This is a genomic window from Gammaproteobacteria bacterium, from assembly GCA_028817255.1.
GTDB lineage: Bacteria > Pseudomonadota > Gammaproteobacteria > Porifericomitales > Porifericomitaceae > Porifericomes > Porifericomes azotivorans.
In genome coordinates this window covers 1-7,346 of the sequence record JAPPQA010000101.1, presented here as the reverse complement: position 1 = coordinate 7,346, position 7,346 = coordinate 1, and the positions used below count along the sequence as shown (strand labels likewise).

At 64.0% G+C, this 7,346-nt stretch carries 4 protein-coding genes and 2 tRNA genes; 1 reads left to right on the top strand and 5 read right to left on the bottom strand.

What is annotated here, in order from left to right; all coding sequences use genetic code 11:
* Positions 1–214: 214 nt before the first annotated feature.
* The 3 genes from OXU43_04375 to rpoD form a co-directional block, all read right to left on the bottom strand.
* Positions 215–1,657 (bottom strand): sigma-54 dependent transcriptional regulator, encoded by a 1,443-nt coding sequence (locus tag OXU43_04375; GenBank protein MDD9824386.1) that lies wholly within the window; start codon positions 1,655–1,657, stop codon positions 215–217.
* Between the two features lie 26 nt (positions 1,658–1,683).
* A tRNA-Ile gene (locus OXU43_04370) sits at positions 1,684–1,757 on the bottom strand.
* Positions 1,735–3,606 carry an RNA polymerase sigma factor RpoD gene (gene rpoD / locus OXU43_04365; protein ID MDD9824385.1) on the bottom strand — a complete coding sequence of 624 codons (1,872 nt, stop codon included), beginning with the start codon at positions 3,604–3,606 and terminating at the stop codon, positions 1,735–1,737. Before rpoD ends, OXU43_04370 begins: the two co-directional genes overlap by 23 nt.
* 457 nt (positions 3,607–4,063) lie before the next feature.
* On the opposite strand from rpoD, the gene OXU43_04360 reads away from it, so the two are divergent.
* A tRNA-Met gene (locus tag OXU43_04360) sits at positions 4,064–4,140 on the top strand.
* A gap of 67 nt (positions 4,141–4,207) precedes the next feature.
* Here OXU43_04360 and OXU43_04355 read toward each other — a convergent pair.
* Positions 4,208–5,479 (bottom strand): HD domain-containing protein, encoded by a 1,272-nt coding sequence (locus OXU43_04355; protein MDD9824384.1) that lies wholly within the window; start codon positions 5,477–5,479, stop codon positions 4,208–4,210.
* A gap of 197 nt (positions 5,480–5,676) precedes the next feature.
* Positions 5,677–7,074, bottom strand: coding sequence for a cysteine--tRNA ligase (cysS, locus tag OXU43_04350; protein ID MDD9824383.1), 1,398 nt, complete (start codon positions 7,072–7,074; stop codon positions 5,677–5,679).
* Between the last annotated feature and the right edge of the window lie 272 nt (positions 7,075–7,346).

The window sequence follows — 7,346 nt, the reverse complement described above, 5'->3', positions numbered from 1 at the left end:
GCGCGCTTTCTATGCGGGATTCCGGCTTTCGCCGGAATGACGAGGTAAAGGGCAGGAATGGCGGAGTAGGCTTTATTCGCTGGATGCCCGCAGGGTTTTTACACGGACTGTTTCGCCGGAATGACATGGAGGAGGCCGGAATGACGGAAAACAACGTATAAATGACGGGGTAAAGGGCGGGAATGGCGGCTCGAGATTGCGTAACGGCTTGCAATTATTGGCGGATCGAGAGCCGCTGCATCCGGCCGTACAAAGTGGTGCGGTTGATGCCCAAAATACGGGCGGCGCGGCTGAGATTGCCCGCCGCGATGTCCAGAGCCATCAGAATGCAGCGGCGCTCCAGATCTCCCAGGAAATCCTCCAGACGGAAATCTCCCCGCAACAGACGCGCCCGGAGTTCCGTCTCGTCCGGGACGCCGGGGGGGGGGCCGGCCGGGGCAGGTATGCCCCGCTCTTGCGGCGGCTCCAGTTCCGCCCGCAACTTCCCGGCGTCCACCTCGGCGCCGGGATACTTGGCGCTGAGGCGAATGACGATATTCCGCAGTTCCCGGACGTTGCCGGGGAAGGCGTACCCTCCCAGCATCCGGCGCGCCTCCCCGCTCAACGTGACGCCCGGCGCGTAGATGCCGCGGAAACGTTCGAACAGCAACAGCGCATCCTCCTGACGCTCGCGCAGGGGCGGGACGCCCAGCTTCAGAACGCTCAGCCGGTGGTAGAGGTCCAGCCGGAAACGTCCCATCTTCACTTCTTCGCGCAAGTCGCGGTTGGTGGAGGCAAGGATGCGGGCCTGCAAGCGGCGGGGCACGGTCTCCCCAAGACGGTAATATTCGCCGTCGTCGAGCACCCGCAGGAGCTTTGCCTGCAATGCCAGGGGGAGTTCGCCGATTTCGTCGAACAGCAGGCTGCCGGCAGCGGCGCCCAGGAAGCCCTCGCGGGCCTCGCTCGCCCCGGTGAACGCGCCGCGGGCATGGCCGAACAACTGCGACTCCAGCAACTCTCCCGGCAGGGCGGCACAGTTCAGTTTGAGATACTGTTGCCGCGCGCGCCCGCTCCACCGGTGCAGGCAGCGCGCCACAAGTTCCTTGCCCGTCCCCGACTCGCCTTCGATCAAGACGGGGTGCGGGGTGTCGGAGAATTGCCGAATCCGATCGCGCAAGGCGGAGAGCGCCGGACTGTCGCCCAGCAACTCTTCTTCCGTACCGGCGCGTTCCCGGCGCCCGCGCTCGGCCTCGAGGATCATGCATTGGTGTTGCAGGCGGGTGCGCAACAACCGCAGATCGCAGGGCTTGGGAATGAAGTCCACCGCCCCGAGCGTCAGCGCCCGGCGGATATGGGAGCGATCCCCCTGCCCGGACAGGATCAGAATCTTCATGTCGCGGTCGAAGGCCAGCAACTCGCGGATCAACCGAAAGCCCTCGTCAGGAATATGCGGCGCCGGCGGCAAACCCAGATCCAGCAGGACCAGCATGGGAGGCCGCGAGCCTCGACCCAGCAACGCCAGGGTTTGCTTGCGGTCCCGGGCCGTCAGCAGCTGGTATTCCTCCCGCAACGCCAGGGAGAAGGAATCCAGGATCAGGGGGTCGTCGTCCACCAGCAACAACGGCGGTTTGCCGGGCGCCCCGGGCGCCGCCCGTCCCCCGGTCCCGGCGGGGCTCATGCCGGAATGCGTGTCGGCAAGAATAGTGGGTCCGCCAGGACTCGAACCTGGGACCAACCGATTATGAGTCGGTGGCTCTAACCAACTGAGCTACGGACCCCCCGCCCAGTGCCGCGAGTCCGGCCCGAGCGCTTGTCCGAACCCGCCGAAGAATCGTTGAAAAAGGACCGCAGCCGCTCGGAATATTCGGGGGTTTTCTCCAGCTTGCGCAGGGCCTTGGCCTCGATCTGGCGAATCCGCTCGCGCGTGACGTTGAATTGCTTCCCCACTTCTTCCAGGGTGTGATCGGTGCCCATGTCCAGACCGAAACGCATCCGCAACACCTTTGCCTCGCGGGGCGCCAGGTTGGCAAGAGTCTCCCGGATCACATCGTACAGGCTGGACTTGATCGTTGACTCGTCCGGGGATTCGACGCTGCGGTCTTCTATGAAATCCCCCAGCCGCGAGTCTTCCTCGTCGCCGACCGGGGTTTCGGTGGAGATCGGCTCCTTGGAGATATTCAGCACCTTTCGGATCTTCTCCTCGGGCATATCCATGCGCTCGGCGAGTTCGCTCGGCACCGGCTCGCGCCCCTTCTCCTGCAGGATCTGCCGGGAATAACGATTGAGCTTGTTGATCGTCTCGATCATGTGCACCGGGATGCGAATCGTGCGCGCCTGGTCGGCAATGGAGCGGGTAATCGCCTGCCGAATCCACCAGGTGGCGTAGGTGGAAAACTTGTATCCCCGGCGGTACTCGAACTTGTCCACCGCCTTCATGAGGCCGATGTTGCCCTCCTGGATCAAATCCAGGAAGAGCAGCCCGCGCTTGGTGTATTTCTTGGCGATGGAGATCACCAGCCGAAGATTCGCCTCCACCATCTCCTTCTTGGCGCGGTTGGTCTTCGCGCTGCCCATGGCCAGCCTCTTGTTGACCTCCTTGATCTCGGCGATCGAAAGGCACTTGCCCTCCAATTGCAGGGCAATCTTCTTCTGGGCGCGCTCGATCTCCGGGCGCAACTCCGCCAGCGCGGCCGCGTAGGGCTTGCCGGAGTTGCCGATGCGGCGGCACCAGCCCAGATCGGTCTCATGACCCTCGAATGCAGCGATAAATTCCCCGCGCGGCATCCGCGCCCGCTTGACGCAGAGCTGCATGATGGCGCGTTCCCACCGGCGTATCTTGTCCACCGTGGCGCCTGCATCTTTCACCAGCCGATTCACGAACTTGGGGGCCAGCCGCAGGGACAGGAAGCGCTCTTCCAGCGCCTTGCGCAAGGCGACGGTCCGCGGCTTGGTCCAACCGTTGCGCTTGATCGAGTTGACGATCCGCTTGTGCAAGGAGGCGATCTCCTTGATCTGGGATTGCAGCTCCTTGGTAGGAACACAGCTCGGATTGCCATTGCTGACCTCTATCACCATGGCGCTGGTCGGCTTCCCGTCCACGAGCAGGTTGACGATGATCTCGCTGAGCTTGCTCTGCCCGGATTCCACGGCGGCATACTCCCGCAACAGGGTATCTACGGTCGGGGGATAATCGCACAGGGCGGACAACATCTTGTTGATCCCGCTCTCGATCCGCTTGGCCAACTCGATCTCCCCCTGGCGGGTCAGCAGATTGATGACGCCCATCTCGCGCATGTACATGCGCATGGGGTCGGTAGTGCGGGCCAAGTCGTTATCCGCGGTCGCCAGCGGGGTGCTCGCCGGGGGCGTATCCGCCACATCCCCGGCCCGGGGGCCTTCTTCCAGCAACGCCCCCAAATCGGGCGGCGCCTCGTACACGACAATACCTATCTCGATAATGGTGTTAATGATGTCTTCGATCTGCTCGGGCTCGACGATATCCTCCGACAGGTAGTCGTTGACCTCGTGATAGGTCAGAAATCCTTGTTCTTTGCCCTTGGCGATTAAAAGCTTGAGTTGGGACTGCTCTTCGGCGTTGCCGACACTCTCGAACTGATCTTGTTGCATTGGCTAAAGAAACCTCCTGATAAACGAGGCAGCGCCTCTTCCAGCAGGCGGGGCCGCCTGGCAAAAAGGCCTGCATAAACCTTCCAATTATTACAGATAACGACGTTAAACTCAAATAGGCGGTTGCCGAGCCCAGCCGTTACGCAATCGCAGGCAAGAAAAGCGGCTCTCTATATATATTCCGCTTTCCCCTCATTTTTCCCATCACTCCCCCCTGGAGGGGGAGTCGGCAAGACGAGGGCGGAGCCCGAAGTCGCGCCGGTGGGGGGCATAGCGGCGCCTCCTTCCCCCCAGCGGACACGGAAATCGCAACCGCCGCTTCTCCCCCTCCAGGGGGAGCGATGCGCGGGAATGACGGGAAAGGGGGCCGCCATATGCGCCGGACCGCCGCGGCAACTTGACACAACGGGGGGGCGGTACCGACAATCCTACGCCCGCGCGCCATGCCCGCGCGCCAGGCTATGTAGCTCAGCCGGTTAGAGCACGGCACTCATAATGCCGGGGTCGGTGGTTCGAGTCCACCCATAGCCACCATAGCCGCCATTGGCCGGAACGGCCGGCAGTCTCCCGCCCCTGCCATACCCCTCGCCGCGCCGGGACCTCAGTCCTGCAGGCGCGCCCAGATCGATTGGAATTCCTTATTGTGCTTCCTGAACAAAGCGAGCAGGTTCGGGTCGAAGTGATTCCGCGCGTCTATGCGGTCGTCTCCCTTGCTCAGGATCCGCAATGCCACGGCATGGCTCAGGGCCGGTTTGTACGAGCGCGGCGAGCGCAGCGCGTCGTAAATATCCGCAATCTGGACGATCCGGGCCACCAAGGGTATCTCCTCGCCCTTGATGCCGCGCGGATAGCCGCTGCCGTCCCATCTCTCGTGGTGATTGAGGGCGATTTGCGCCGCCATCTCCAGGCGCGGCACGCCGGAGAGGATCTGGTGGCCATATACGGTGTGGCGGTTGATCTCCTCGCGCTCTTCCGGGGTAAGCAAGCCCTTTTTCTTGAGCACCGAGGCGTCCACGCTCATCTTGCCTACATCGTGCAGCTGCGCGCTATAGCCGATTTGCCGGCATTGATCCTCCGGCAGACCCACCAGCCGGGCAAACTGGGCGCTGTACTCGTTGACCCGGAAGATGTGGTTGCCGGTGTCTTCGTCGTGAATCTCGGAGGCCTTGGAGAGCAGCCGGATGGAGAGCTGGAACGCCTCTTCGGTCTCCTCCTGCAACGAGGAGATGCGGTCCCGGTGTTCCGCGATTTCGATGTTGCGCGCGCGCAATCTCCGGTTCTTTTTGCGGATCTGTTCCAGCATGTTGGCGCGTTCGACGAAGTGGCCGATGATCGCGGATACGTTAACCATCAAATTCCTGGCGTCCCGGTCAAAGGGGACAGGCCGCTGCTGCCCCCTGGCGCGGGCGTTGATCAACTGGACGACGCCGATGACGTCGCCCCGCAGATTCCTTAGCGGGAAACAGAGCATGGAGCGGGTGCGGTAGCTTTTATGCTCGTGCGCCGGGTTGAAGCGGTAGGGCCTGTGGCCGGGGATCGCATAGACGTTGCCGATGGTCACGGTGCGCGCCGTATGAGCGACATAGCCGGCGATGGTGCCGGGTCCCACCGGCACGATGAAATCGGCGCGGCGCACCCGCAGGACATCGTTTTGGATGCTGACCGGCTCCAGCCAGGATTGCTTGCCGCGCTTGCGGACGATGAAGATCGTGCCCGCCTCCGCCCGGCTGATCATTCTGCTTTTATACAGAATGCGGTCGAGCAGGCGCCCGACGGACTGCCGGGGCTGCGTCTCGATGAATCTCAGGAAATCGAGCACGGCATGCGACTCCCGGGCCGTCGCGGCGCGCGTCTGTGTCTGCCTTGCCGGCATTACGATGCCTGCCCTGCCGCCCGGGGCGGGGAAAGACGCCGCGGGCAATATCCAGCATCGGCGGGTTGCCGTCTCATGGGTCGCCTCCGTCCGGAAACGGCCCCGGTTGCCGGGGCGGTTTCCGCATCGTTATTGCATACAGCATACACCATGCCGGCGCTCGAAATGCCTGCCCTGCGCCTCCCGGCGGGCGCCGGTCACCGCCGGCGCCGCCAAAGGGTGCCCCCCGGACCGTCCTGCAGAACGACTCCCATCTCCCGCAACTCTTCGCGCACCGCGTCCGCCTTGCGGAAGTTGCCGCTGTGGCGGGCGCTGTCGCGCAGGGCCAACAGCCGCTCGATCTTCGCCTCGTCTATGGACTCGGTGTCGGCGGCGAACCAGGCCTCCGGGTCCTGTCGCAACAGACCGAGCAATTCGCCGGCGGCGCGAATGGAAGCCGCCTCCCGCGCCCGCGTTGCGGCGTCGGTATCGGAATTCAAACGACGGGCCGCCTGTTGCAGGGCGCGCAACGCCAGCGGGGTGTTCAGATCGTCGGCCAGCGCCGCCAGAAATCCTTCAGGAAGCGGCGCCGCGGCCGCGGCTTCCTCCGCGGGCCCCGCCGCCATCCCCGGCGCCGCGCGGCGCAATGCCTGGTAAAGCCGGTCCAGGTTGCGACCGGCCAACTCCGTCGCCTCCGGCGTCCAATCCAGGGGACTGCGGTAATGCGTATTGAGCAGCGTGTAGCGCGCCGCCTCCGCCGGCATTTCGCGCAACACCTCCCGCAACAGCAATATGTTGCCCAAAGATTTGGACATTTTGCGGCTCTTCGTCCGTACCAGGCCATTGTGCACCCAGTAGCGGCAAAATTCCCTGCCGTCGTGGGCGCAGGAGCTCTGGGCGATCTCGTTCTCGTGGTGCGGGAACACCAGATCCTGCCCGCCGCCATGAATGTCTATCGTCTCCCCAAGATGGGCGGCGACAAGGGCGGAGCACTCGATATGCCAGCCCGGACGCCCGCGTCCCCAGGGGCTCTCCCAGGCCGCCTGGCCGGAAGCCGCGGGCTTCCACAGTACGAAGTCCGCCGGATCCCGCTTGAAAGGGGCGACCTCCACCCGGGCGCCGGCAATCATGTCCCCGCGGTCGCGGCCGGACAAACGGCCGTATTCCGGGAACCCGGGCACGTGAAACAAGACGTGGCCCTGCGCTTGGTAGGCATGCCCGCGGGAGAGCAGCCGCTCGATCATGCCGACAATGGCGGGCATGTTCTCCGTGACCCGGGGCTCCTTCACGGGGGGCTCTACTCCCAGCGCCTTCATGTCCTCGCCGTAAATCCGGCTGTAGCGCTCGGCGATCTCCCGAATTGACACCCCCTCCCGTTCCGCCGCCGCATTGATCTTGTCGTCCACATCGGTGACGTTGCGCACGTAGATCACTTCCGCGTAGGACCGCCGGAGCAGACGGTACAGCACGTCGAAAACCACGGCGGCCCGCGCATTGCCGATATGAGGATGGCTGTACACGGTGGGGCCGCATACGTACATCTTGACCCGCCCGGGATGCAACGGCCGAAAACGCTGCTTGCGGCCCTGCAGGGTGTTGAATATCTTTATTTCCACTACGCCATTCCATGACTGCCGCCACCCCCCGGCGATGCCCAGACCGTCCAGATCGTCCAGACCCCCGGCCCTCCCGAAGCGGCCTCCCCCAATCGCCCCCGAACCACGCCGGCGGCACGGAACGGGAGACATTCTAAGGTATCCGGGGACACTTGATAACCGCGGCGCCGCGCTCGCAAGCCGTTACGCAATCGCAGGGAAGAAAAGCGGTTCTTACGCATCACTCCCCCCTTGAGGGGGAGTCGGCAAGACGAGGGCGCAAGCCCGAAGTC